At 40.0% G+C, this 22,365-nt stretch carries 29 protein-coding genes and 2 tRNA genes; 8 read left to right on the forward strand and 23 right to left on the reverse strand.

The window, feature by feature from the left end:
* Positions 1–2: 2 nt before the first annotated feature.
* From ssb to ESZ50_RS05755, 13 genes are read right to left on the reverse strand one after another with little or no spacing between them, the layout of a single operon-like run.
* Positions 3–446: a single-stranded DNA-binding protein gene (gene ssb / locus ESZ50_RS05700; protein ID WP_148622627.1), complete on the reverse strand. Its 444-nt coding sequence runs from the start codon at positions 444–446 to the stop codon at positions 3–5.
* Positions 409–1,134 carry a putative HNHc nuclease gene (locus ESZ50_RS05705; RefSeq protein ID WP_148622628.1) on the reverse strand — a complete coding sequence of 242 codons (726 nt, stop codon included), beginning with the start codon at positions 1,132–1,134 and terminating at the stop codon, positions 409–411. Before ESZ50_RS05705 ends, ssb begins: the two co-directional genes overlap by 38 nt.
* A 2-nt stretch (positions 1,135–1,136) precedes the next feature.
* The gene (locus ESZ50_RS05710) at positions 1,137–1,754 is read right to left on the reverse strand and encodes an ERF family protein (protein WP_148622629.1); all 618 of its coding nucleotides are present in this window, start codon (positions 1,752–1,754) and stop codon (positions 1,137–1,139) included.
* Positions 1,754–2,080, reverse strand: a complete 327-nt coding sequence (locus ESZ50_RS05715; protein ID WP_148622630.1) for a hypothetical protein — start codon at positions 2,078–2,080, stop codon at positions 1,754–1,756. The genes ESZ50_RS05710 and ESZ50_RS05715 overlap by 1 nt, the downstream gene beginning before the upstream one ends.
* Before the next feature lie 10 nt (positions 2,081–2,090).
* Positions 2,091–2,489, reverse strand: a complete 399-nt coding sequence (locus tag ESZ50_RS05720; RefSeq protein ID WP_148622631.1) for a hypothetical protein — start codon at positions 2,487–2,489, stop codon at positions 2,091–2,093.
* A gap of 11 nt (positions 2,490–2,500) precedes the next feature.
* Complete coding sequence (locus ESZ50_RS05725) at positions 2,501–2,698, reverse strand: hypothetical protein (RefSeq protein ID WP_148622632.1); 198 nt, start codon at positions 2,696–2,698, stop codon at positions 2,501–2,503.
* Between the two features lie 2 nt (positions 2,699–2,700).
* Positions 2,701–2,922 (reverse strand): crAss001_48 related protein, encoded by a 222-nt coding sequence (locus ESZ50_RS05730; protein WP_148622633.1) that lies wholly within the window; start codon positions 2,920–2,922, stop codon positions 2,701–2,703.
* 14 nt (positions 2,923–2,936) lie between these two features.
* Positions 2,937–3,062: a hypothetical protein gene (locus ESZ50_RS11920; protein ID WP_281282881.1), complete on the reverse strand. Its 126-nt coding sequence runs from the start codon at positions 3,060–3,062 to the stop codon at positions 2,937–2,939.
* Positions 3,063–3,109: 47 nt separating this feature from the next.
* A complete protein-coding gene (locus ESZ50_RS05735; protein ID WP_148622634.1) occupies positions 3,110–3,289 on the reverse strand; it encodes a hypothetical protein in 180 nt (59 codons plus the stop codon).
* 8 nt (positions 3,290–3,297) lie between these two features.
* The gene (locus ESZ50_RS05740; protein ID WP_148622635.1) at positions 3,298–3,525 is read right to left on the reverse strand and encodes a hypothetical protein; all 228 of its coding nucleotides are present in this window, start codon (positions 3,523–3,525) and stop codon (positions 3,298–3,300) included.
* Positions 3,526–3,873, reverse strand: a complete 348-nt coding sequence (locus ESZ50_RS05745) for a hypothetical protein (protein ID WP_148622636.1) — start codon at positions 3,871–3,873, stop codon at positions 3,526–3,528.
* Positions 3,870–4,655, reverse strand: a complete 786-nt coding sequence (locus ESZ50_RS05750) for a phage antirepressor (RefSeq protein ID WP_148622637.1) — start codon at positions 4,653–4,655, stop codon at positions 3,870–3,872. Before ESZ50_RS05750 ends, ESZ50_RS05745 begins: the two co-directional genes overlap by 4 nt.
* Position 4,656: 1 nt before the next feature.
* Positions 4,657–4,893: a hypothetical protein gene (locus ESZ50_RS05755; RefSeq protein WP_148622638.1), complete on the reverse strand. Its 237-nt coding sequence runs from the start codon at positions 4,891–4,893 to the stop codon at positions 4,657–4,659.
* Between the two features lie 265 nt (positions 4,894–5,158).
* Between ESZ50_RS05755 and ESZ50_RS05760 the strand changes: the two genes are divergently transcribed.
* The 5 genes from ESZ50_RS05760 (at position 5,159) to ESZ50_RS05780 (ending at position 8,267) form a co-directional block, all read left to right on the forward strand.
* Positions 5,159–5,524 carry a helix-turn-helix domain-containing protein gene (locus tag ESZ50_RS05760; protein WP_148622639.1) on the forward strand — a complete coding sequence of 122 codons (366 nt, stop codon included), beginning with the start codon at positions 5,159–5,161 and terminating at the stop codon, positions 5,522–5,524.
* A gap of 11 nt (positions 5,525–5,535) precedes the next feature.
* A complete protein-coding gene (locus ESZ50_RS05765; protein WP_148622640.1) occupies positions 5,536–5,961 on the forward strand; it encodes a hypothetical protein in 426 nt (141 codons plus the stop codon).
* A 103-nt stretch (positions 5,962–6,064) separates the two neighbouring features.
* Complete coding sequence (locus ESZ50_RS05770; RefSeq protein WP_148622641.1) at positions 6,065–6,571, forward strand: hypothetical protein; 507 nt, start codon at positions 6,065–6,067, stop codon at positions 6,569–6,571.
* A gap of 12 nt (positions 6,572–6,583) precedes the next feature.
* Positions 6,584–7,042 (forward strand): hypothetical protein, encoded by a 459-nt coding sequence (locus tag ESZ50_RS05775; RefSeq protein WP_148622642.1) that lies wholly within the window; start codon positions 6,584–6,586, stop codon positions 7,040–7,042.
* 157 nt (positions 7,043–7,199) lie between these two features.
* Positions 7,200–8,267 (forward strand): tyrosine-type recombinase/integrase, encoded by a 1,068-nt coding sequence (locus tag ESZ50_RS05780; protein ID WP_148622643.1) that lies wholly within the window; start codon positions 7,200–7,202, stop codon positions 8,265–8,267.
* Positions 8,268–8,463: 196 nt separating this feature from the next.
* On the opposite strand, the gene ESZ50_RS05785 is transcribed toward ESZ50_RS05780, so the two are convergent.
* From ESZ50_RS05785 to leuS, 4 genes are all read right to left on the reverse strand, one after another.
* A complete protein-coding gene (locus ESZ50_RS05785; protein WP_187387566.1) occupies positions 8,464–9,735 on the reverse strand; it encodes an aminoacyltransferase in 1,272 nt (423 codons plus the stop codon).
* Positions 9,736–9,903: 168 nt separating this feature from the next.
* Positions 9,904–11,940 (reverse strand): putative polysaccharide biosynthesis protein, encoded by a 2,037-nt coding sequence (locus tag ESZ50_RS05790; protein WP_148622645.1) that lies wholly within the window; start codon positions 11,938–11,940, stop codon positions 9,904–9,906.
* Positions 11,941–11,973: 33 nt separating this feature from the next.
* A tRNA-Arg gene (locus tag ESZ50_RS05795) sits at positions 11,974–12,046 on the reverse strand.
* Positions 12,047–12,191: 145 nt separating this feature from the next.
* Complete coding sequence (gene leuS, locus ESZ50_RS05800; RefSeq protein ID WP_148622646.1) at positions 12,192–14,606, reverse strand: leucine--tRNA ligase; 2,415 nt, start codon at positions 14,604–14,606, stop codon at positions 12,192–12,194.
* 144 nt (positions 14,607–14,750) lie between these two features.
* On the opposite strand from leuS, the gene ESZ50_RS05805 reads away from it, so the two are divergent.
* Complete coding sequence (locus tag ESZ50_RS05805) at positions 14,751–15,401, forward strand: phosphatase PAP2 family protein (RefSeq protein WP_148622647.1); 651 nt, start codon at positions 14,751–14,753, stop codon at positions 15,399–15,401.
* Complete coding sequence (locus ESZ50_RS05810; protein WP_148622648.1) at positions 15,394–15,906, forward strand: methyltransferase domain-containing protein; 513 nt, start codon at positions 15,394–15,396, stop codon at positions 15,904–15,906. The genes ESZ50_RS05805 and ESZ50_RS05810 overlap by 8 nt, the downstream gene beginning before the upstream one ends.
* A gap of 37 nt (positions 15,907–15,943) precedes the next feature.
* Here the strand turns inward: ESZ50_RS05810 and rlmD are convergent, their stop codons facing one another.
* The 6 genes from rlmD to ESZ50_RS05840 all read right to left on the reverse strand — a co-directional run bounded on the left by rlmD (position 15,944) and on the right by ESZ50_RS05840 (position 20,423).
* The gene (gene rlmD, locus ESZ50_RS05815; RefSeq protein ID WP_246111520.1) at positions 15,944–17,320 is read right to left on the reverse strand and encodes a 23S rRNA (uracil(1939)-C(5))-methyltransferase RlmD; all 1,377 of its coding nucleotides are present in this window, start codon (positions 17,318–17,320) and stop codon (positions 15,944–15,946) included.
* Positions 17,321–17,466: 146 nt separating this feature from the next.
* The gene (locus ESZ50_RS05820; RefSeq protein ID WP_148622649.1) at positions 17,467–18,849 is read right to left on the reverse strand and encodes an FAD-binding oxidoreductase; all 1,383 of its coding nucleotides are present in this window, start codon (positions 18,847–18,849) and stop codon (positions 17,467–17,469) included.
* A gap of 119 nt (positions 18,850–18,968) precedes the next feature.
* Positions 18,969–19,040 (reverse strand) — tRNA-Asn (locus ESZ50_RS05825).
* A gap of 381 nt (positions 19,041–19,421) precedes the next feature.
* Positions 19,422–19,748, reverse strand: coding sequence for a DUF1048 domain-containing protein (locus tag ESZ50_RS05830; RefSeq protein ID WP_148622650.1), 327 nt, complete (start codon positions 19,746–19,748; stop codon positions 19,422–19,424).
* 11 nt (positions 19,749–19,759) lie between these two features.
* Positions 19,760–20,098: a DUF1048 domain-containing protein gene (locus ESZ50_RS05835; RefSeq protein WP_148622651.1), complete on the reverse strand. Its 339-nt coding sequence runs from the start codon at positions 20,096–20,098 to the stop codon at positions 19,760–19,762.
* A gap of 1 nt (position 20,099) precedes the next feature.
* Positions 20,100–20,423 carry a PadR family transcriptional regulator gene (locus ESZ50_RS05840; RefSeq protein WP_148622711.1) on the reverse strand — a complete coding sequence of 108 codons (324 nt, stop codon included), beginning with the start codon at positions 20,421–20,423 and terminating at the stop codon, positions 20,100–20,102.
* Between the two features lie 454 nt (positions 20,424–20,877).
* Between ESZ50_RS05840 and ESZ50_RS05845 the strand changes: the two genes are divergently transcribed.
* The gene (locus ESZ50_RS05845; RefSeq protein ID WP_148622652.1) at positions 20,878–22,356 is read left to right on the forward strand and encodes a helix-turn-helix domain-containing protein; all 1,479 of its coding nucleotides are present in this window, start codon (positions 20,878–20,880) and stop codon (positions 22,354–22,356) included.
* Positions 22,357–22,365 lie beyond the last annotated feature (9 nt).

The following is a 22,365-nucleotide window of genomic DNA, read 5'->3' on the forward strand; positions in this document are numbered from 1 at the left end:
CTCTAGAAAGGGAGATCATCACTATTGATGTCTACTTCTGTTCCGCCAAACATTGGTGCATTGTTAGACTGTTGATTGAAGTTGTTATTCTGATCGAATTGTTGCCCTTGGCGTGCTTCACGATCTGCCCGACTCTCTAAGAAGGTAAAGTTATCTACTACAACTTCTGTGACATAACGTTTGTTGCCTTGTTGATCGTCATAGCTTCGACTTTGAAACCGTCCCTCCACTCCAACAAGTGAACCTTTATCAAAAAAGTTCGCAAAGTTCTCTGCTGGCTTGCGCCACAGTACCAAGTTAATAAAGTCCGACTCAGTCTCACCACTTGAATTCTTGTAGTTCCTAGCGACTGCAATATGTGCACTTGCTGTGGCTATTCCTGATTGCGTGTAGCGGACTTCAACATCCTTAGTCAGTCGTCCCGTTAGCACTACTCGATTTAGCATTGTCTATTTCCTCCATTCGTTTTCTAGTCATAATGTGTAATTGAATTAAGGTATCTTCGTCCAAAGTCACGCCTTCAACGTGGTATTCATCTTTGAAAGTTGGCCACCCCATGTTGTGTGCCTTTTGATGATGTTCACGGCACAGAGCTATTAGCAATCTGCCTCGATGATCAACAAGTGTCCGATCATTCCCCATACCTACTGCGTCGATATGGTGTACATCAGCTTTCTTCCCGCAAATAATGCACTTGCGATATTTAAGTGCTGAATATTCTGAAGCTTCTAAGTCATCCGAATATTCCATGATCGGCTTCTTCAAAGGAATATTAAACTTCAACACAAAGTCTAATAAAAATGAAATGAACCTTCTTGCTGTAGTCATATCAACAGTTTTGAAACTAAAGTATTCATGACCCGTCTCTAGGTTGAATTGCTTCTTCAAGTAGGTCTTTAAGCCGTATTTGTCTTCCTGACTGATAAAGCCTCTATAGGATGCTATATCGTTCATGATTGCGTAAGCTTTCTTGCGTTGAACTGCACTGATACGCCGTTTATCTGATACCTGAATTACTGCCTCTGGTTGTGCCTCTGTCGTTAATAATGAAAGCTTTGCTAGCTCTTCTAAGTTCTCGACGGATAAAGTTACTTTATGCCCTGAAACGGCTGTTATACGCCCCCAGAGTTCCATAATTAAGCCTGCGATCCTTCAACAGCATTGACATAATGCATAATGTCGTCAAAGGCCTTTTTAGGCTCCATTGCTGACCATTTTTCTGCTTGTTCAGTAGAGGCTCCGTAATTCTTTTGTGCCTTATCAATCATCTGGCCAACCTTTGCAATCATTGCGTTTGGGTCATTAGTTGCTGGTTTACGATTCATTGGTTGCTTGGTGTTTTGATTGTTCTGCTTAGTTTGCTTAGCATACTCATCGCTATCAGCATCCTTGTTATCATCAATCAGGAGCAGTCCATTTAACGCATACTTTCGAGCGTAAGAGCTGGCTGTTCCTGTTATTTGGCTCTCATCCATACCCTTTTTGCTTTCTGGCTCACGAGCGAATGCCGAAACACTGACGGCACCTTCTTCGCCTATGCCAGCGGTTGCGGTTGCTTTGATGTAGATACGATTGCCAATTAAAACTGGTTCATCTGATAACGTGATAGTCAGTTCGTTCGTTTGTAGCAATGGCTTAACAGCTTCAAGGATATCTTCTGCACTGCGATACTTATATTTACCAAACGTATTAAATTGACCCTTTGGGGCCTTTAGTTCCGTTTGAACTTTTAACAACTTTTCTGGAATAGTCATTAATCAACCTCACTTACTTGCTCAGCTTTATCCTTTTCCCGAATAACTTTTACATCATGCAAAATATCATCAATCATCTCGACCAATACTTCATCTTCAGTTCGCATCATCTGTAATGTAACAAGACCTGCAAGCAGTGCATTTACTTGCTGCTTTAATGGTTCGATATGTGGTTCATTTTCCAACTCATCTTTACCAGAAAAAGTTGAAAGAACAATTCTGAGTGCGCCATTGGACAATTCCGTATCAAGATTGACAAATGGTTCACCAGTTTCATTAATGAAATCAACAGCTGCTTTAACTAACTCATTCGAATTTACACTCATTATCTTGCCCCTATTTCCAATTGAACTTTTCTGTAGTGTCGTATACACCAACTTTTTCGATATCCTTCTCGATATCACTGCCAAAACGCTTCTTAAGCTTGGTAGGCGTCTTTAATTCGAAAGCATCCCAACCCCAATCTTTCAAGAACTCGGCTTTAGCTGTGCTAGGTAGATCACCGGTTTTGAGTGACGTTGAGGTTGTTGTAGTAGCATGTTCGAAACTACTTCCATTGTTAATGCGTTGTTTGAGTTCTGTTTCCAGCTTTGCCTTATAGGAAGCAAACAACCGAATGTATTCCGTGACTGCTTCAAGTTGCTCATCACTCAATTTCTGAATCGATTCGGGTGTCAACATACTTGGTTGAATAAACTCACCATACTCTGTTACGATTTTTAAACCTTGTTCCATTTTTGTATCTCCTATGCAGGATTTAACCCGCCATACTTGTCGACCATGTAACGTGCTCCGCCGTTATCAGTGATGAATCTGATAGCAGCTGCATTCAGATCGTTAATTAGAATGTAACTATCATTCAGTTCGACAACTTCATCATCCTGTTGTACTTCTGTACCGTCTGATAAAGTAAAAACGTCGTACTCTTCTAGATTTTCAGGCATACTCATTGTTCCTCTGAATTGGCACGATCTGCTAGTTTTCCAGCCCTCTTTAATAAGTAACTGGCATAGTTTTCCATAGATGTAAGCTGACTTCTTAACAATTCTTTGTCTTCTTCCGTTTTAAATGACAAGGTTGCTAATGCAAACTTAGCGGACATAATATTGACTGATACTTCGCCGTATTCTAGGCGCAAATCTCTAATTAGACGTTTATCTGTGTCCATTCCTCTAACCTCTCCTATCCATATACCCGCTTCTTACGCAGTACAGCGTTTAAGCGTTTAGCAATAATCTTGATTACAGGGTTCTTAGTGATAATTGACCCTAGAATTTCGCCTGTATCAATTTCTACAATGTTGTACATTTATCTACCCTCCGTGCTAAACTAAAAGGGTAAATTTGAGACAAAATTTATTTACCCTGCGTACTTGTGGTTGCAGCCATAAGTACGCTTTTTTTGTATTCTTGTTCTGCTTTTGCTACATCAGCATCATATTGTGCGTTGATCTTCTGCTTAGCATTCAAATACCAAGCTGTCGCAACTGCTACTAATGGAACTAACTCAATAAAATATTTTGCTAAATCCAACATGTACTCACCTAATCCTTCCAATTTGATAACTTAAAAAAACGTTCTACATCAGATCGCTTATATTCAGGTCGACTACTTAAGCTAACATTTGGTACTTCACGCATGAATTTATCCGAGTACCTAATTCTGAGATTGAAAGCTCGAACACTTTTACCAAATGCACAAACCGCCACCTCGTTAAGATTCATAAGGGGTAAACCACGATCTTTTATTTCTGACATTTTCTTAGACATCATCTAACCTCCTTGCGTGAAATACATTTCAAGTAATTTTTTGTACCAATAACTATCTGAATTAAATGGTCGATTAGGATTGTGGCCCAATCGCTGAGCAACAACGATTAACGAATCTGGATCAACATTGCCGTCCTCATCAATTTCAACATCTAAACTCTCTAACATTGCCAAATATGGGATCTTTTTATCCTCCAATAGTTGAAATGTTTCCTTTGAAATTGCGACTGCTTTGCTATATCCATCGTGATTATGACTTGCTGCATCTTTCCAGGTCTGAATTTCTTTATCAGTCTTATTCTTATAAAGAAGAAATAGGCTGAGCAGAATTACACCAATAACAATCTTCATAAAATAGCTGCCTCGGTTTCCCGTTCAATACTGGGTAAGATGCCTTCGTTTTTTAGTAGGTTATAAATGAATACACGTCCCTTTTGGGTCCACTTTGTATTCATGACAACTTTGTCCTGTCCTACACGTTGTGAAATATCCTGTGTTTCGCTAAACGTGTAGCCGTGATTCTTATGCTTTGAATAAAGTAGCCATTGACCGCCGACCTTATGTTGAACCCTCAATTCATAAAGCTTTGCGTTCATCTTTTGAGCTGACCAACCATAATCCTCGGCGATTTGACTGATTGTAACCAAAGACTTCGATTTCATAATCTTGTCGTAGTAATCAGCTTTCGGACGACTTTCAGCAACTTGTTGAGATAAGATCAGCTTCTCAGCTCGTTCTTGCTTTACTTGAGTGGCTAGTCTGATGATGGTATCTGGGTCAGACAAAACTTCCTCCACCTTAGCGTCTGTAAGGTAAGCGCCATGTTTATTGATAGATGGTAGAACTTCTTCATATAACCAATCTTGAAATTTGTCCGCTAATGGTAAATGACTTTCACCTAGTAACTGGAATACACCAGACTGTGAAATTACTACCATTTCTTGTTTTCCAGAGGGGGTCGTGATTCGCGACCCCCTCTTATATTTCTCTTTAACATGAACTCGAAGTGCATCAGTAGTGTTTGCATAGCCAATACTTTCTACAACGTCCTTACCCACAAAATATAATTCGCCATCAATTAATACCGTACGAATTGTATTCTGTTGAAAATTAAAAATCTGTAAGCTATTCATTTTAGACCTCCTGTAATTTCTTTTTCTTCAATACTTCAGCTTGCTTTAGTTCAACATAGTCAAGAGCAGTCTGCCATCGTTTCATGTCAAGAGCTGTAGCACCCTTGCCTTCGGCAATAATCATCTTATTTACCAAAGTTGTCATTTGACTTTTGCTAATACCGAGAAAATCCGCAACGCCTTGTTGCTTGATATGTGCTTTTCCGAGCTCTTCAACCCAATCATCCTTATCTGCCATAACTTTCTACCTCCTCTTTTATTTGTACTAAGTTTATAAACTGAGTTGACAAAGCACTCAATTGAGTTCTATAATACACACATAAATAAACGTTAAAAAACGCCAATCATGCACTACAATTCATCGCTGGTCGCTTATAATTTGTAGGATTTGTGTTTTTGTACTTTGTTTAATAACTTTGAACATTTATTATAATAAACTCAATGGAGTGCTTAGTCAACTCTTTTGAGTGCATTTATTTTAAATTTCTTTTTGAGGTATAAAAATGAATGTAGTTGAACGAATTAAAAACACCGCTAAATCAAGGTCCATGACAATTAAGGATCTGTCACTGAGAGCAGGAATTGGTCCTCAGACAATTTATAATTGGAGAGATAGAAATCCTCAAACCGAAACACTACAAAAGGTAGCAGATATTTTGAACGTCTCTGTTGACTACCTACTAGGCAATACGGATGAAGCTACACCAATAAAAAAAGACAGGATTAAAGTTAATCCTGCCGAAGTAAAAGTATTGAACAAAATAGAAACCGCTGGTTTAAATGAAAAACAACTTGAACAATTAGATAGCTATCTAGATTTCATAACTTCTGACTTCATCAAACGAGTTGAAGATGATTTAAACAAATAGGCGGATTAGTTATGACTAGAATTGATAATCTTTTTTCAAGATTTCCAGAAGTTATTTTCATTGAGCTACATAATTGTCCTGATGGTTTTCAAGGTACGCACAGAGCTTATAAAAACTATTTTTACGTTTATTACAATGCTGACCTTAATGAACCCACTGTCTATGCCTCTATTCTGCATGAACTAACCCATTACACTCGCGGTGATGTCGCCTACTCAGAAAAAAATGAATATCAAACTAACATAGAAACTAGTTACGACCTTGTCTCTATTAATGAAGTGGTAGATTACAACGCTAATAATCCTGAGTTGGATGATTATGCTATTGCAGAGCACTTCAACATTACGATTAAGCAGCTACATGAACTTGTTTCTGCTCACTATATAAAAGACGGCTTCACCCCACCATCGGGGCTTTTATTTTCAGACTATATGTGATTTATTATACAAAAAATAAAATCTGTTTAATTACATAAGTCCTGCATCACTAATACGTGCAAATAACAAGTATGATCCACGTTAAAAGCTTAGGAGTATTTTAATGCATGTTTTGGGTACTACACTGACTGTGGTGGGCGGAATATTCACAGCCTTATATTTTATTTTGCTATTTGTTGTAAAAATAAGAACCGGCAAATTTTTCGTTAAGGGCTCTTTTCAGTCTCATTTATTCGGAATTACCATGATCATTTTGACGTCATTGGGAATCGTACTCATGGTCACACATCCTGTTGAAAATACTTCCGTATCAGGTTCAGCATCTTCTGAAAAAGAGGCAAAAGAAACTTTAAAGAGTTATGCAAAAACATTCGGTCGTAAGTCAGTTGATGAATTACAAGAGAAAGATAATGTATACCCTTCTGCACAGGTTGATGAAGGTACTATGTATTCTTGGGCTACCGAAGAAGGTACACTAACGCGTCTGGACACCAGTTCAGATGGTATGACAACCGTTTATAAACTAAACAGCGATAACACAAAAGATGTACTTTGGACCGGAAAAACTGTCTTTCAACGTACACAAGTGAAACATTATTATATAAATTAGGAGTCTTGGAGAATGACAAAGAAATTATATGCAATAATCGGAGCAATTGCTGTAGTTGCGATTGCTGCGATTGCTTTGACAGTTAATTCTGTGCATCAATCAAAAGTAGCAGCAGCTAAGGAATCGTCTATTAAACAACACGAGTCATCTATAAGTGAATCACAGCGTAAATATGATTCATCTGTTAAAGCTTCTAAAAAAGCTTCGTCAAAAAAGAGTTCAGAAGAGGCTAAATCGAAGTCTGAAAGTCAAGAACAATCTGCGGTAAATAATGCAGGATCTACAACTCCGGTTTCACAGGCCGGACAAGTTTCACAAGCTCAAAATAATTCAAAAACAAATTCTACACAACAAAATACTGATGATAATAAGACGATCAATTATCGAAATGAAATAATTTGGACAAGTACCAGCAGCTCTACTCCTACGCCGTCCAACGCAGTTATCCAACCAGGTCCACCTACAGAATAAAAGATCCACATCCCCTCGCCTGGCAGCATAAGGATGTGGATATAGAGCTTTGAATCTTGAACATCTAAAGACAAACTCGATTCTGTTTATTAGTATATCAGACCTGAGTATGTCTTTAAACTACTCAATATTTATCAGAAAGGATTAGGTTTAACTTATGGCGATTAGTAAACAACCTAACGGAAAATGGCGAGCCGACTTTAACTATAAGGGATTTGACGGTAAACGCCATCGAAAGGTTAAAGTATTCACCACTAAAACAGAGGCGAATGTATGGCTTGCTACTCAGCAAGTATCAAAATCAAACAACGCCTCAAAACAAAAAGACATGACCTTTATTGATTACTTCAATGAGTATGCAGAAATACACTTAAAATCAGGCCTGAAAGAATCAACCATAGCTAACTGGGAACATGTTAGAGACAATGTGGTACCCATCTACTTTAGTAATCTAGCATTATCAGAGCTTACGAGAAATATCTATCAGAACTTCATAAATGAGCATTCCACTGGCAAGGCCAAGTCAACAGTGAAGGTACATCACCTCATTATAAAGTCTGTCATTCAACAAGCGTTTCATGATGGAATTATAGATGTAGATCCAACTTACAAAATTCGGTTAATTGGAAATGATTCTAAACCATCTGCCGAGAAGTTTTTGGAAGCTGATGAATTTAATAGTCTAATTGCTCACCTAACTAGCAACAAGCATTACTTAAATACGAAATCAACCTTCTTAATATATTTAGTCGCATTATCAGGCATGCGTGTAGGAGAAGCTCTAGCATTGACTGCAAGTGATTTTAATACAGAGAAAAGGACTATTTCAATCAATAAAACAAAACAGCGCTCAGGACAAATTACCACGCCTAAAACTAAAACATCTATCAGGAAAATCAAAATGCCTGATGTATTTTTTAAAAACTACAATGATTACGTTTCGTCAATCGATGGCAATCACTTATTTGGTGATACTAGCGATCCGACTTACCTAAACAAAAAACTTCACCGTATATCGGAACAATTGGGTTTTAAAAACTCAATCTCTATTCACGGACTCCGGCACAGTCATGCGAGCTTTTTATTGACCCACGGAGTTGATATTTCTTATGTATCACAACGGCTTGGGCATGCCGATGTGTCTTTAACCATGAGAGTATACGCACATTTGCTCAACCAATTAAAAGAACAAGAGGAAGAGAAAACTATCAGTATATTAGGTTAATTCATGTGCCATTTATGTGCCTATAATTTAAAAATGTGCCTAAATGTGCCCTTTTCCGTAGTTTATCTAAGTTTTATGTTGGCTTTCGTGGGCTTTTAAAAACCCTTTCAAACCCTTTTATATCATAGCTTTCATTGATATACAGGCTTTTACCAATAGTGCTTGGTCCCATTTTGCAATCGAGTGAGAAGCTTTTTTATCGTCCAAGTAAACGTTTGATACCTTTGTATAAGGAGTACTTTAGCGGACTAGTTGGCAGGATAAATTGTCCATACTTCTTTTCAACGACGCCACCAAAGCCAGCTTTAAAGTTCAGAACTCCATCACTACCGTCAAAGATTCCAGAAATCCCATAAAAGTTATAGCGTGGAATCCGATGCTTAACTGCAAGCTCCATCATGTGATTTTGCAAGGCATAAGGTCCGTAGTACTGTTTGTATTCGTCATAGGTTCCCGAGTAGAGATAAGTTAACTCATTCGGAGTTTCCAAGAAAACTGCACCAGCGACAATAACCTTATTAGCTTCTGCTTTGGCCTGGATCAACTCAACTTCGGCAATCCGCTTAACATGCTGTTGCATTTGATCAGTAAATTCGCGTTTCTGATTCGCCGCTTTTTTATTATTGGGATTGTTTTCAAGGCGCTGCGCCAGTTGCTCAATGCGTTGTGCCAATTCATCACGTTTTTTAACTTGACCATTGATAAAGGCAGCGAAATCCATTTCCACAAAGTAGAAATGTGCATGATCGCCAAAACTATCCATCAGACGTTCATAAAAATCTAAACTCTTGTCTTCATAATTCAAACGGTCTGCCGTGTGCTGCGTTAACTGCTTAAAGGCTGGCAAATCATCATGTCCCAAACGCCTGAGCGTAATACCAAATTGAACGGTCTTCTTTAGATAGTACTTACCATCTTTCTCGTAACTTTTTTGCAATTCAGTTAGCGGATTCTCAGCTTGATTGATCATCTGTAAGTCTTTGGCAAACTGCCAAATTGGTGCTGATGATGTTGACCAACCCTTTGCAACTGGTTGATGTTGATACCCCAACTCAGTCAGTTGTGCTAGCAACTGCTGCTCCGACTCATAGTCTTCCTGCAGAGTTCCGTCAACGTTGTAAGTTTCCCAAACATTATTCGGCATAACAGATACATATAACGCACCCTTTGCCTGAGCATATTTCTTCAACTCATTGAAAAACGCAGTCACGATTGCATGGTTGGTAAAATCAAGCAATGGTCCGCCATCCAACTGCATTAGCTTTCCAAAACGCACCGGTAAAGTTGTAACTAGCGCCGCCGCAACTACTTGTCCATTCTCATAGAGCCCCATCATCTGGACATCCCAATTTCGCTTTGCCAACATTTGTGCATAATCACTAGTTAACGTAAAGTTGCCCGCTGGCTGGGTCAACGCAAATTCATCAAAGGTCTGTGCATCTAATTCTAAAAATTTATAATCCGTCATATTATATATCTGCCCCTGTATTAATTCAGCTAGTGCCATTTTATCATAAACCAAAAATAACTGTGTTCAGTCGATCAGTTACCTGCCAAATCCTTATCCCGTTTTTTAGTTGTTAAAAAAACGGACAAAGTATCAATAATTAATACTTCATCCGACCATTAAGCTCGTTTATTTAATATGCAGCCGTTGTGCAAGTGCATCGGCCCTTACACCAAACATTTCCCGACCCAAAGTTGTTCGCAATGTCGCTAAGCCGTAGATCACCGTCCCCAATAACCCACCGACTACTACAATTACAAAATGGGCAGAGCGACTTGTATCTGATACAAAATTCTCCAAAGTGCTAACAACTGGCCAAACGACCAAGTATAAGGCCACACTCCAAGTCAACATCGTCATCAATGGATAACTGAGATCTTGCCAAGAAATCGGATAGCGTTGATTCAATCGCCGTATTGCGAAGACTAGTCCAACCGCAAAGGCGATAATTGTCGCCATTAGCGGTCCAATTCCGGCTAGCCAAATCGTCAAAGGCGTTTGCAAAATTAATTTAACAATCACAATTATTCCCAACAGGCGTATCGTATAGCGAAGATCACCAACACCTTGCAAAATCGCCAACACCACCATATACATTCCTAAGGCAATCGCTGTATAAGCGGCATATTGTAGAATCAAAACACCGTTATTCAAATCACTTGCACCATAGAACAGAATATACATAGGTCGAGCTACCGCTGCTAAACCAAGTGTTGCTGGAAGCATTACAAAGGCTAATAGCTTCAAGGCATAACCAATTTGCTCAGCAACAACATTTTTATCGCCAGTTGTTCGTGCTCGCGCCAGCATTGGCAATGCCGTTTCAGACATCGCCACCGCCAACGAAACTACTAACATAACGAGCTTATTTGAATTGAAAGAAAACTGAGCGAACATATTATCAATCGCTCCGTAACTAAACGAACTAAATGCCCGCATAATGTGGAAGAACGTGTACTGGTCAATAACCTGCACTAGCGAAATCGCCGAACCCGCCAAAACAATCGGCAACGATTGTCGAGCCATGCGTCCAAGCAAAGCCGCACTTGGTGCGACCGTATCATCAACTTCAACTGGATCAATCGCAAACGTTCGTTTGCGAATAACAATTCCAATCAACAAAACTAGAATTCCAGCTAACGCACCCCAGAAGGCACCCAACGTTGACTGAACCGTTGCATCAACCCAATCTCCATGACCAGCGATCATAATCCAATAAGTCATCCCTAACATATAGATAACGCGTACCAGCTGTTCAATAAACTGTGACAGCGCTGAAATTCCCATGAATTCAAATCCCTGCACGTACCCACGTAACATGGATAGAATTGGAATAATCAGCACGGCCGCCGCCAAAGCATGTAAGACGGGTACAACATTAGCATGCCCTTGTGAAAGTAGCGGCGCCAAAATATATAACAGCCCCGCCACAACAATCCCAAGTCCTGCTCCAAGCCATAATGATGAATGATAAACCTTACGCACCATCCGTAACTGATTCTTTTCATGATATTCTGCGACCAGCCTGGACAAAACATTTGGTAGCCCTGCCGTTGCAATAATCAAAAAGACACTATAAATTTGGTAGCCCTGTGCATAGAGCGAATTAGCACTCGTTGAGTAAGTCGCCCCAATCATGGCAACCCATGGAATAATATATAACGCTCCCAAAATTCTCGAGGCAATTCCACCGATGGTCATCCATAGCGAGCCACGTAACATTCGGCTACTTGCTGACTGTTGCTTTTCAAGCTGGCGCCGTTCATTCCGTTCTTCGACCGCTGTCCGCTCAACACTGATTTCATCAGGCGCATAAGTCGCAAGCGATGCTTCTGCCATCAACTGTGCTTGTTCTTCCAAATTAGATGCTGACCTGGTTGTATTTAATGGCTTAGCCGCCTGTTCATCATTATGACTAGCGCTAAGTAAATCCGACCTTGTCTTTACGAACGGATCTGGTACTTCAACCACCTCAATTGCTGAGTCAGCGTCTGATTGCGGTGCGTCTGGCGTATCTTGCATTGCTTGATCAACCGTTGCATCTGTTTTCACGCCCAAAACCTCATCGAGAGTTGCCCCATCAAGTAGCGCACGTAACTCTTGATATGTTAAATCCTGTCGAAAAGGTTTTTGATCTGATTGCGGTTGATGTTGATCGTCTGCCATTTTCCGCTCTCCTTTGCTAAACATAACCTAAAATGACGCTACACAGACTCGAACTGTGATCTAAGACTTAGGAGGTCCTTGTTCTATCCTGTTGAACTATAGCGCCGATATTCATATCTTGTAATTATCTATTATCTACTTAGAAACTGCAAGACTTGGATTAGTGAGATTACTATTTTTTAGTATTTGAAAAGTATCCCAACATAAAAAAGCGAGATTGCTTTCAGCAATCTCACTTCTTTTTTCTAAACTTATAGGACTACATTAACCAGTTTCTCTGGAACCGCAATTACCTTTTTAGGTGTACCACCCGCTAATTGGTTAACAATGGCTTCGTTTTCCAAGGCCAACTTAGTCATCTCTTCGCGACTAATACCAGCGGCGACTTTCATCTTACCGCGTAGCTTACCATTAACCTGCAAAATGATTTCCAATTCATCATCAACCAACGCCGCCTCATCAAAGGTTGGCCATTGCGCATACGCAAGCATTTCGTCTTTATGCAAAAGACTCCACAATTCCTCTGTTAAATGCGGTGCGACTGGATTTAGCAACTTGATAAAGCCCTCCATATATTCAACCGGAATCGCCTCGGCCTTATACATATCGTTGATAAAGATCATCATTTGTGAAATTGCAGTATTAAAGCGCAAGTTCTCATAATCATCAGTAACCTTTTTCACCGTTTCGTTATAAACCTTGCTCAAACTGCCATCATTGATGGTTGTAATATGATCGCGTAACTTGCCTTCTTCATCAACAAAGCCACGCCAAACGCGATCAAGCCAACGTCGTGAGCCAGACAATCCCTCAACTGACCAAGCAATTGATTGTTCCAAAGGACCCATAAACATTTCGTAAAGACGTAATGTATCTGCCCCATATTCGTTGACAATGTCATCAGGATTAACAACGTTCCCCTTCGACTTTGACATCTTCTCATGATTTTCGCCCAAAATCATTCCTTGGTTCGCTAGCTTTTGGAATGGTTCTTTGGTATGCACAACACCTAGGTCGTACAAGACTTTATGCCAGAACCGCGCATACAACAAGTGTAGCACTGCATGTTCAGCACCACCCACATATAGGTCAACGTTCTTCCAGTAAGCTTCAGCTTCTGGGCTCACAACCGCCTGCTCATTATGCGGATCCATGTAACGCAAGTAGTACCATGATGATCCAGCCCATTGTGGCATGGTATTAGTTTCGCGTTTTCCCTTACGACCGTTTTCATCAACCACGTTAACCCATTCATCAATATTAACTAATGGAGACTCTCCCGTTCCCGAAGGCATGATGTTATCAACATGTGGCAAACGCAATGGTAACTCGTCCTCTGGTACAAGGGACTTAGTGCCGTCTTCCCAATGAATTACAGGAATTGGCTCACCCCAATAGCGTTGACGTGAGAAAATCCAGTCACGTAGTCGATAATTAACCTGCTTATGACCCACACCAGCTTCTTCAAGCCAGGCAATTACCTTTGCAATCGCCTCCTCTTTATCCAAGCCATCAAGGAAGCCAGAATTAATATGGTTCCCATCGGCCGTGTAGGCTGCCTCTGAGATGTCGCTACCTTCAATCACCGCCCGCATTGGTAGATCATACTTCTTGGCAAAGTCGTAATCACGACTGTCATGTGCTGGTACTGCCATAACGGCACCAGTACCATATGAAGCCAATACATAATCACCAACCCAGATTGGTAATTCTTCACCATTGATTGGATTGACTGCATAGGCACCAGTGAAAATACCAGACTTATCTTTATTCAGATCAGTCCGTTCCAAATCAGACTTTGAAGCAATTGCTTCTTTGAAGTCAGCAATCGCTTGCTTTTGATCGGCACTTACAATCTGTTCAACTAACTCATGCTCAGGTGACAATACCAAATAAGTCGTTCCAAACAATGTATCTGCACGCGTCGTGAACACTTCTACCTGTGCATCTTGCCCCTTAACCTTGAAACTAACCGATGCCCCAATTGAGCGACCAATCCAGTTTCGTTGTTGTTCTTTAATTGCATCCGGCCAATCGAGATCATCTAGATCATCGAGCAAGCGATCTGCATAAGCCGTAATTTTCAAAGCCCATTGACGCATTGGTACCCGATAAACAGGGAATCCACCACGTTCAGTCTTACCATCAACGATTTCCTCATTTGCAACCACAACGCCACCGTTGTAATCGGGAGCCCAGTTAACCATAATTTCATCTTCGTAGGCCAAACCACGCTTATAAAGTTGCTCAAAGATCCATTGCGTCCACTTATAATACTTTGGATCAGTCGTATTCACTTCACGCGACCAGTCATATGATAATCCCAATGTCTTCATTTGGCGACGGAAATTCTTAACATTCGAACTCGTCACTTCGCGAGGATCAGAGCTTGTTTTAATTGCGTATTCCTCAGTTGGCAGACCAAAAGCATCAAAGCCCATTGGATGAAGCACATTAAATCCTTGCATCCGCTTCATGCGCGCAACGATGTCTGTCGCTGTATATCCCTCTGGATGTCCCACATGTAGCCCCTGCGCTGATGGAAAGGGGAACATATCCATTACAAAGAATTTTTCTTTGCTTGTATCAGATAATGTCTTAAAACTTTGATTTTCATCCCAAAAATGTTGCCACTTTTTCTCAACTGCTTTGTGTTGATAAGCCATACTTCGTTACCTCACTTTAATTCCTTAATGCTATCAAAAATAGCCCTTACTTTCAAGCAATCCTAACCCTAGTTTTCCCGTGATATCAGCTCTTTTATGCTACAATTAATAAAGTTTATCTTTTGGGAACGCAGGACGTAAAATATGCGGAAATTTGATTATTTTCAGTTAGGACTTGCTTTAACTGGACTCTTTGTTTTCATCATTTTAGCAATTGGAATTCTCCTCCGATTGCCATTTATTAATTTTATCGACGAGCTTGGCTACCACCTACTTTATCAACATCACAATCCAGAAGCGACCTGGTTCTTTTATAATGCTACACGCGCAGGTAATCCAAAATGGACTGCACTTGTCATGATTGTAACCACCGTTATCTCAATTATTATCAAGAAATATGACGTAACCGCCTTTATCGTGATTAACGTTGGTTGTTTTGGCCTGGGCGCCATGGCGTTATTAAAAGATTTCTTCGCACGAGCACGCCCTGATATAATTCAGCTTGTCCCTGTACGTGGTTTCTCCTTTCCTTCTGGCCACTCCATGAATGCCATATTACTCTATGGATCAATCATCATCTTATTGCACTATTACATGGAAAAACGTCCAATCCGCCTGATGCTAATGCTCTTCTTTGCCACGCTAATTGTCATCATCCCAATCAGTCGCGTTTATCTTGGCGTACATTTTCTTAGTGATGTCATCGGCGGAATGGGGCTAAGCGGATTCCTATTAATCATGTCTAAAGAATTTATTTTTAAGTATCGTACCCGGGAGGTTTTCGAACATGCGTAGTCCACAAGATCTAGTCCAGATGATCATCGGTGATTATCTACAGCCTGGCGACCTAGCGATTGATGCTAGTGTTAAGGCGGGCGATATCACCCGTTTTCTAGCTGCTCGCGTCGGCGACGAAGGCCACGTAATCGGCTTCTCGGCCGAAAAGGATGAAATCGACTCAGCGGCAACTTCATTATTCTTAAGCGGGCTTAATGCTCGCGTTGAATTTATCCATCGTGATTTCAGCGCAATTCCAATGTATTTAAACCCAACTGAACCTGTTGGCATTATCATGGCGCAAACCGATGCCGATACCGACTTTGAAGCCTTAACAAATACAATGCGTACCGCCTTACTTGCTTTGAAGAAAAATGGTCTACTAGTTGTCATCAGTTATCAACCAGCCGCTTTGATCGAGCTAAAGGACTTAGCATCTCAACTACCAGCCGATAGCTATGATGCTCAAATCTATCAATCACTCCAAAGTCAAGAGACAACTTTGATTATGCAGCGACTATAAAAAAGAACCATCTTTAACGTAAAAGATGGTTCTTTTTTTAATTATTTGGTTCAAAAACGGCAATTGACTCTACATGCGACGTTTGCGGAAATTGATCAATTGGCAAAATATCACCCTTAATGTGAAAACCATGTTCAATCAAATAATGCGCATCACGTGCTGCACTTTCCGGATTACATGAAACATAAACAAACCGGCCTGGGTGCATTGTAATAACCGCATCCATCAACTCTTCCGTTAGTCCCTTGCGTGGCGGATCAACGAAAATTACATCTGGTTTCATGCCCGCTTGGGCCCATTCGCGCATCTTTGCTGGTGCATCGCCAACTTCAAACTCGGCGTTTTCAATTTGGTTTAATTCTTTATTTGCCTGAGCATCGATCACGGCGCGCTCAACAATTTCAACACCAAGAACTTGCTTAACTCGATTAGCAACTGTTAATCCAATCGTTCCAATTCCCGAATATGCATCAATCACCAAATCAGTATCCTTCAATTCAGCCTTTTGCGCCGCTAGTTCATACAGGACTTCTGTTGTTTGCGGATTTACTTGGTAAAAGGAGTTGGGACCAATGCTAAACTCAACGCCCAACAAACTATCACGAATTGAATCTTGCCCCCACAATGTACGGTTAGACCCTGACAATTGGGCATGTAATTTGCGAGGATTATAGTTTAAGACCACACTTTTAAGCCCCGGAACCGCTTTAACAATTTCGGCTACAACGTTTTCTTCATCGGTAAACTCAGGCGTCTCAGTCACTAGGACCACCATAATTTCGCCACTGTAATAACCGCGGCGCACCATAATATAACGGAATTCGCCTTGGTCATCGTCATCCATGTAGACATTAACTTGATGTTTCGCTAACGCCTCTCGTACTTGACCAATTGTCTGATCGATAATTGGGTCGTTCACATAGTAGTCATTTAAGGGCACAATCTCGCCACGAGTGCGGCGCCGGATAAACCCTGTCAGTAACTGCCCTTCAATATATTGCAAAGGAACCACCGTCTTATTACGATAATGGCTTGGTTCTGCCATTCCAACCGTTGGTGCAACTGCTACATCAATCCCAGTAGCAGCGTACAACCGCTTGATTTGTTTATTCTTTAAAGCCAGCTGTGCCGCATACTTCATGTTGATATATGGAGCAATCCCCACTTCTAACAGATAGCCATGGTCGGATTCAATCCGATCAGCTGAAGCTTCTAATCGTTCAAGTACATGTCCACGACTAAAATAGCGATTCACTTGCGTAATCTCATAGCGTACCTTCTCGCCCTCAAACGCATTTGGTAGGCGGATTTCATAGCCATTCAGATCAATCACGCCTTGGCCTGAATAGCGAACTTCTTGGACAGTCCCAACGAACTGTTGATGTAACTTCACCGGCATTTCAATTCTTTTCACCGTGTTGATCTCCTTATCAGCTAGGTCGCGACAAGTCGACCAATCTCATTATATTAGTTTAATTCAAGAATATTTTCACTGTACTATCCTACCATAAAATGAGTCCTCAAGGCGCTAGCTTCATTTCCCAGATTAAATTCTGAAACTTAATCAATTTTACGACCAGGGTTCAAAATATTCATTGGATCTAACAAAGCTTTAATTTGATGTTGCAAGTAATCAACTGTATCGCCCAGCTCAGCATTATTCCAACTGCTCTTTTGCGTACCAACTGCATGTTCACCTGAGATCGTCCCACCGAGCTCAAGTGCTTTATTAAACAAAGCTCCTACTGCGGTCGCAACTGTACTTGGCATTTGAGCCTCTTTATCCCAAACAAAACTTGGATGAACATTTCCATCGCCAGCATGACCAGCAACATAAATATCCAAGTGGTATTGCTCAGCAACTTCACTTACAAAGTCCATCATCTCCGCCATCTTGGATAATGGCAAAGCCATGTCCTCCATAACATGATTCTTTCCGGCGAAAATTGCTGGTAGCATATCGTCGCGTAATTTCATCAAAGCAGCCGAACGTGTCGGATCATCAGAAATATCAATGTTATCTGCCTTATTTTCTACTAATATCTCACGGACCTTTTGCATGATTGTAGGTGAAGAGAAATCTAATTTAAAAATCAACATCGCTCGATTATCGGTTGCATAATTAGTCCCCTCGAATCGATCCAACGCACTAACAGTCCGGCCATCCAGAGCTTCCAACATCGTTGGATAAACTCCCGAAATTCGTAAGGCCGAAACTGCTCTCATCATTTCAGTTAAATTCGTGAAGAACGCAATCCCAACCATTGGCTGTCCTAGCGGAATTGGTAGAAGTTTAACCGTAATTTCAACAACTACGCCCAACGTACCCTCAGAACCCACAAAAAGATGCGTCAAATCATAAGGGAAAGCCTGTTTCAATGTTCGACCGCCTAACTCAATCAAACGTCCATCGGCAAGTACGACCTTCAATCCTAAAACCTGATCCCGGGTTACACCATAACGAACGGACGACATGCCGCCGGCGTTCGTTGAAATATTGCCGCCAATTGAAGAAATCTTCTTTGAACCAGGGTCTGGCGCATAAAACAAATTATGTTTACGGGCCTCCCGATCAAGCTGGTTGTTGATTACCCCCGGTTGAACAATCGCAATTTGATCAATCGGATTCAATTCGATGATCGAATTCATACGAGCCAAGTCCAAGATAATCTCTGTTTGCCGACCACGAGAACCAGAAACAACCGAAGTTGACGCCCCCTTCGTAACAATATGTACGTGGTGATGTCGCGCAACTGCCAGAACCTTTTGCACGTCATCAACCGTCTCTGCAAAAACCGCCGTAATTGGCAATTCAACCGCTTGAATGGTTGAATATGCATCATTAGATAATTTCTCTAGTTCCGTCACATCTGTAACAACTTCTCCATCCAACTCACTTGCAATCAAGTCGTTGATCACAGCCACTTTAACTTGTTCATCCATTTCGATCGCCTCCTAAGCTTTCTCACAAGTTCATTATAATACTTTCTTTTAATAAGTGACGTGAAAATTAAAAAATCACCAAACCAACTTTTACGTTGACTTGGTGATTTTTATTCTTACTGCCCAGGTAGGATTCGAACCTACGACATTCGCATTAACAGTGCGGCGCTCTACCACTGAACTACTGAGCAATCATTGACCATAAATTAATATTACCACGACAAAAATAAAATGCAAGCATTTTATCATCATAAGTTCATTTTACACATTTACATATCATTATAACGTTTTAGCATATCTGGTTCGCCAGCTTAAACATTTCAGACAGGCTTCTTTTAATTAATAAAAAAAGGCTGCATCTGCCTGTAAGGCAATGTAGCCACAATCAAATTTTTCTCACGCATGTTCGAATCAATTATGTTTTTAGAAATGATAAAGCCCTACTAATCGACTATTATCAATCCTTTATCATAGTCGAATATTATTGATCACAGTAGTGTAACCTAAATCGTCTTAATCGTAATCTCATAATCCAAAGATTCATGCTTTATAACTAAGTGAAGCTATAATTCTCAACGATTCTCAAAGTAATCATTCAAATTCTTTCGATACTTCGCTTGCCAGTCATAGCGATCGTCGCCAACCAAGTCGTCAACAAACTTTGCAACATCTTCGCCAACAATCTCTTTGACCGGCTTATCCTCGGTCGCACCGATTTCTAAGATATCAATAATCTCATCAAATAGATGCCAATTTACTGTACCAATCGTGAATACATATGATTGGATTGCCTTGAATGCATGAAAATAGTCTTTAGGCAAGGCTTCTGCGCGCTTCATCATTTCCTTGTATTCTTTTTTCTCATTCAACTGGCCATTAATTTTCTCAAACAATCCCATCTTCATTCCTCCTACTTAATTTTACGATTCAATTTATCCCGATATTGCCCTTGCCAACTTTTAGATCCTAGATCAATCACCAACTCATCTAAAAATGCCGCTACATCAGAACCGGTCATATCTGTGACTTTACGTCCCTCGCTGGCTAGTTCCTTCAACAAATCTAATAAATTAGTGAAAATAAATTTCTGACTATTCCAGTCTGCTGGCCCCGTCACAAACAAGTATTTTTGCATGACCTTGTAATCTTGATAATAATTATCAGGTAGTTGCTTTGCCCGTCGTTCGAGCTCATGCCAAACCCGTTTTTCTTCTAAACCAACCACGCGATCAATAAATCCTCGTACCATCCTACTTCACCTCTTTCAACTGATTCATCTGTTGAGCTATAAAGTTCCAACGTTGCCAAAAGTCGGCTAGTTCTACTTGACCGGCCTGATTCAAAGAATAGAATTTGCGCATTGGTCCCACTTCTGACTTACGCTTAATCACACTTACCAATTCCTTCTTCTCCAGTCGCAATAAAATCGTATAAACGGTTCCTTCGACAATATCTTCAAATCCTGATTGTTGCAGAGTCTGCGTTATTTCATAACCATAGGTTTCATGTCGGTTTATAATTTCTAGAATTATTCCTTCAAGAACTCCTTTAAGCATCTCCGTGATCCCTTGCATAATATTCTCCATTCTCTTCTACTCTGTATCAACTAGTAGTATAGGTATATAGTAAGACCAAGTAGACGGAATGTCAACGGTTTTGCTTTAATATCTTGCTTCTGCTAGTTTACTTTCCCAATCGGCCTAATATCTCCTAATTTGGAGTCCTAAAATCAACATAAAGTGTCAATAAATTTGTCTCCTTTATCAAAATACCCAAAACCCACTGCGACCCACGCCACCACTTAGTTTGATGCTTATTTAATAAATTTCTGATTATTTCCATATTCATTTTAACAGTTATTTTACAAAATAAATGCAGACGCCTAGATAGTAATCAGGTATATGAATATTTATTGCTTATAACTTTTATTTAAAATTGATTATATCCATTGGCTTTATTCTATGATTAAGGCTAAAATTTATATAGGTTAATTTTTACTGCAATTTTTTAGTATAAGGAATTTATAAAATGCTATTCTTACTAGATAATGATGACTATCAAAAACTTATATTACTAGATTTTCTTGAAAATTCAGAAGGAACCATTTCATTTCAGGAGATTCTTGATCAACTTAATATCTCAAAATATTTTGTAAAAAAATACATCAATGATTTACACACTGATTTACAACAATTTGATATTCCGACTACCTTTTTCTCAATCAAAGCTGACAAAAAGAACATTTACTACAAGCGTCTATCACCGTTGTCCGTTGTTGCACTTCTAAAATATCACTACGGACGCCGTGCTCAATTACGACCATTTGTTGATCAGCTCTTCTTAGAACGCTCACTCACGCAAACTGAATTTATTGATCAATTCCTAATGTCAAAGCCAACTTTCTCACGTTTGAGAAATAAGCTAGTGGATTACTTAGCTAAAATAAATTTGAAATTATCACCTAAACTCACTTTGACGGGAGACGAGCTCTTCATTCGAGGTTTCCTATACAAAAGCTACTTTAACTATCAAGGAGATCATTTAGAAGCTCTTGATCAACCAACTAAAACCGTGATTTTCACCTTAATTGATCAAATTGAAAACATCATTGATATTCATCTGTCCTATGCCGAGCGTCTAAAAATGACGCATTTTCTTGCGGTGACACTAAACCGCATTCGACAAGCGCATTATCTATTACATAACCTACCTTATCATTCAACTGAAGAGACCACCCCTGATATCGCGTGGCCAACAGATACTGTTGACCAGGTCGCCAAAGTCTTACTGGCAAGGTTCAATGCACTTAATTTGGACTTGCTTCGCTTTGAAGCAAAGGGGATTTTGAACTTCTTGTATGCTGAATTAATTTATACTGACCTAGATTATTCAAATAAGGGTGCTCATGATTTATTGATTGATTTCAGCAAATCTTTGCAGAAATTCTTTAATATCTCAAAAGATAATCTTCGAGAACTCTACCTAACTGAACGAAGCGAGCAAACATTTATTGCTCATTTCTTTCAGGTTACACAATATAATTTCCCAGTAAGCAATCTCTTAAAGAACAGCCATATTCCTTATATTGATGAGAATTTTGCTGCCTATATGGATCTGGCACGGGATTTCATCACGATTTTTGCAAAACATTTTCCCAACAGGATTGAGTATTTTAATGCTTACCGTGAAAATTTAGCGGTTGATATCTTCTTTTTGTTACTAGCGCACATGAATTTAACGAAGCTTGCACGGCCCGTTAACATCACCATTGATTTCTCCAATGGTCCAGCCTACAACAAATTCATTACAACAGAAGTTGAGAATTTTAAGGCATTAAATTTGAGAGTCAATTCCGAATTGCAATCCGATACAGATATCTACCTCTCTGACTTATGGCCCCAGCAGACAACGAACACTAAAAATATTCAATGGACTGCGCCGCCAACATCTCTAGACTGGGAAAACCTTGGCAATCTAATTATCTACATTAAAAAGAATCGTGCATAAATAAAGGCG

Source organism: Weissella muntiaci (assembly GCF_008107635.1).
Taxonomy (GTDB): Bacteria; Bacillota; Bacilli; order Lactobacillales; family Lactobacillaceae; genus Weissella; species Weissella muntiaci.

Bases quoted from the DNA above. Each gene is read 5' to 3' on its own strand.
- ssb (WP_148622627.1), bottom strand. From the start codon at position 446: ATGCTAAATCGAGTAGTGCTAACGGGACGACTGACTAAGGATGTTGAA.
- ESZ50_RS05705 (WP_148622628.1), bottom strand. From the start codon at position 1,134: ATGGAACTCTGGGGGCGTATAACAGCCGTTTCAGGGCATAAAGTAACT.
- ESZ50_RS05710 (WP_148622629.1), bottom strand. From the start codon at position 1,754: ATGACTATTCCAGAAAAGTTGTTAAAAGTTCAAACGGAACTAAAGGCC.
- ESZ50_RS05715 (WP_148622630.1), bottom strand. From the start codon at position 2,080: ATGAGTGTAAATTCGAATGAGTTAGTTAAAGCAGCTGTTGATTTCATT.
- ESZ50_RS05720 (WP_148622631.1), bottom strand. From the start codon at position 2,489: ATGGAACAAGGTTTAAAAATCGTAACAGAGTATGGTGAGTTTATTCAA.
- ESZ50_RS05725 (WP_148622632.1), bottom strand. From the start codon at position 2,698: ATGCCTGAAAATCTAGAAGAGTACGACGTTTTTACTTTATCAGACGGT.
- ESZ50_RS05730 (WP_148622633.1), bottom strand. From the start codon at position 2,922: ATGGACACAGATAAACGTCTAATTAGAGATTTGCGCCTAGAATACGGC.
- ESZ50_RS11920 (WP_281282881.1), bottom strand. From the start codon at position 3,062: ATGTACAACATTGTAGAAATTGATACAGGCGAAATTCTAGGGTCAATT.
- ESZ50_RS05735 (WP_148622634.1), bottom strand. From the start codon at position 3,289: ATGTTGGATTTAGCAAAATATTTTATTGAGTTAGTTCCATTAGTAGCA.
- ESZ50_RS05740 (WP_148622635.1), bottom strand. From the start codon at position 3,525: ATGATGTCTAAGAAAATGTCAGAAATAAAAGATCGTGGTTTACCCCTT.
- ESZ50_RS05745 (WP_148622636.1), bottom strand. From the start codon at position 3,873: ATGAAGATTGTTATTGGTGTAATTCTGCTCAGCCTATTTCTTCTTTAT.
- ESZ50_RS05750 (WP_148622637.1), bottom strand. From the start codon at position 4,655: ATGAATAGCTTACAGATTTTTAATTTTCAACAGAATACAATTCGTACG.
- ESZ50_RS05755 (WP_148622638.1), bottom strand. From the start codon at position 4,893: ATGGCAGATAAGGATGATTGGGTTGAAGAGCTCGGAAAAGCACATATC.
- ESZ50_RS05760 (WP_148622639.1), top strand. From the start codon at position 5,159: ATGAATGTAGTTGAACGAATTAAAAACACCGCTAAATCAAGGTCCATG.
- ESZ50_RS05765 (WP_148622640.1), top strand. From the start codon at position 5,536: ATGACTAGAATTGATAATCTTTTTTCAAGATTTCCAGAAGTTATTTTC.
- ESZ50_RS05770 (WP_148622641.1), top strand. From the start codon at position 6,065: ATGCATGTTTTGGGTACTACACTGACTGTGGTGGGCGGAATATTCACA.
- ESZ50_RS05775 (WP_148622642.1), top strand. From the start codon at position 6,584: ATGACAAAGAAATTATATGCAATAATCGGAGCAATTGCTGTAGTTGCG.
- ESZ50_RS05780 (WP_148622643.1), top strand. From the start codon at position 7,200: ATGGCGATTAGTAAACAACCTAACGGAAAATGGCGAGCCGACTTTAAC.
- ESZ50_RS05785 (WP_187387566.1), bottom strand. From the start codon at position 9,735: ATGACGGATTATAAATTTTTAGAATTAGATGCACAGACCTTTGATGAA.
- ESZ50_RS05790 (WP_148622645.1), bottom strand. From the start codon at position 11,940: ATGGCAGACGATCAACATCAACCGCAATCAGATCAAAAACCTTTTCGA.
- leuS (WP_148622646.1), bottom strand. From the start codon at position 14,606: ATGGCTTATCAACACAAAGCAGTTGAGAAAAAGTGGCAACATTTTTGG.
- ESZ50_RS05805 (WP_148622647.1), top strand. From the start codon at position 14,751: ATGCGGAAATTTGATTATTTTCAGTTAGGACTTGCTTTAACTGGACTC.
- ESZ50_RS05810 (WP_148622648.1), top strand. From the start codon at position 15,394: ATGCGTAGTCCACAAGATCTAGTCCAGATGATCATCGGTGATTATCTA.
- ESZ50_RS05820 (WP_148622649.1), bottom strand. From the start codon at position 18,849: ATGGATGAACAAGTTAAAGTGGCTGTGATCAACGACTTGATTGCAAGT.
- ESZ50_RS05830 (WP_148622650.1), bottom strand. From the start codon at position 19,748: ATGGGATTGTTTGAGAAAATTAATGGCCAGTTGAATGAGAAAAAAGAA.
- ESZ50_RS05835 (WP_148622651.1), bottom strand. From the start codon at position 20,098: ATGGTACGAGGATTTATTGATCGCGTGGTTGGTTTAGAAGAAAAACGG.
- ESZ50_RS05840 (WP_148622711.1), bottom strand. From the start codon at position 20,423: ATGCAAGGGATCACGGAGATGCTTAAAGGAGTTCTTGAAGGAATAATT.
- ESZ50_RS05845 (WP_148622652.1), top strand. From the start codon at position 20,878: ATGCTATTCTTACTAGATAATGATGACTATCAAAAACTTATATTACTA.